Source organism: Alicyclobacillus tolerans (genome assembly GCF_900142255.1).
GTDB classification, from domain to species: domain Bacteria; phylum Bacillota; class Bacilli; order Alicyclobacillales; family Alicyclobacillaceae; genus Alicyclobacillus_I; species Alicyclobacillus_I tolerans.
Map to the genome: position 1 here is coordinate 1 of NZ_FRAF01000064.1, position 1,458 is coordinate 1,458.

Annotated in this window: 1 protein-coding gene; it reads left to right on the plus strand. The window is 47.6% G+C overall.

The annotated features are described in order from the left end of the window. Window positions 1–191 precede the first annotated feature (191 nt). Entirely contained in the window at window positions 192–1,391 is a 1,200-nt protein-coding gene (locus BUA75_RS15355) for a DNA cytosine methyltransferase (protein ID WP_072875517.1), read from the plus strand. The last annotated feature ends 67 nt before the right edge of the window (window positions 1,392–1,458 follow it).

Genomic DNA, 1,458 nt, shown 5'->3' on the forward strand with positions numbered 1-1,458 from the left:
AGTGAAGAGGAAAGCCATATGGCAGACCGCGATGAGAGGATTCACAGCAGATGTAGGTATTCTCTCCACGTTAAGGTGGATGGACGTTTCTATAGGGTATGCAACTTTCCGAGTGAAAACACAGTGAACAGATGACATAGGTGACTACTTACTATCTTGAAACTTTAGGGTGAAACGGAGGTATAGATGATATGCGTTTTCTCGACCTGTTTGCAGGCATCGGCGGCTTCCGATTGGGTATGGAATCGGCTGGTCACGAATGCGTTGGCTTCGTTGAGATTGACAAATACGCACGGCAATCGTATCAAGCAATACACCAAACCGAGGGAGAGTGGACGGCTAATGACATCACAACCGTTGAAAAACACGACATTGAATCAATCGGACACGTTGACATCATCTGTGGCGGATTTCCTTGCCAGGCTTTCTCCGTCGCTGGACAGAGAAGAGGATTTGAAGATACAAGAGGAACTTTGTTCTTTGATGTGGCTCGATTCGCAAGCATCCTACGACCTAAACTTCTATTCCTTGAAAACGTCAAAGGGTTGCTCAATCACGACAAAGGGGAAACGTTCCGTGTTATCCTCTCTTCGCTGGAATCACTGGGGTATGATGTCGAATGGCAATTGCTTAACAGCAAAGATTTTGGCGTTCCCCAAAACAGAGAACGTGTCTTCATTATCGGACATCTTAGAGGAGAACGTGTCAGAGAAGTATTTCCTATCCGAAGATATGACACGGAAACTAATGACTCAGGTCAAAAACGGATAAGCGATATTCGTGTTGAGAGCGGGCTGATACATAGTAGAGGTTTCGAGACCCGCAAAGATGGGATATCACACTGCATCAAAGGTGCTGAAGGTGGTTCGAGCAAGAACTTCTTATTGGTTGAATATGACCGCAAGAACGGTGTTGGAGAGCCATTGGACGTAGCACACACACTTAATTCGTCAGATTGGCGTGGATTGAACCGCAATCAGAAGCAGAACGCCGTGGTATACAACTCTGATGCTCGTGGCGGCATCACTCAATCCGATACGGTAGGCACGTTGAGAGCCAATTCACATGGCAATCATCCGATGATTGAGGTTCGACCAGTCCTTACGCCTGACCGCATGGAGAAGCGTCAGAACGGGCGTAGGTTCAAAGATGATGGCGAGGAGATGTTTACCCTTACTGGTCAAGACAGACACGGTGTCGCCATTGGAGAGAACCAACAGTACAGAATACGCAAACTCACACCGAGAGAATGCTGGCGGCTTCAAGGTTTCCCTGATTGGGCGTTTGATAAAGCGAAGGAGTCAGGCGTATCGGACTCTCAACTTTACAAGCAAGCAGGAAACAGCGTAACCGTCAATGTGATTTCCGAAATCGCAAAACGGTTGACTTGACATCCTCCCCATGCCTAAAGGCAGGGGATTCCAACCATCACTAGTTGGCTTTCCTGCTTCGTTGAGG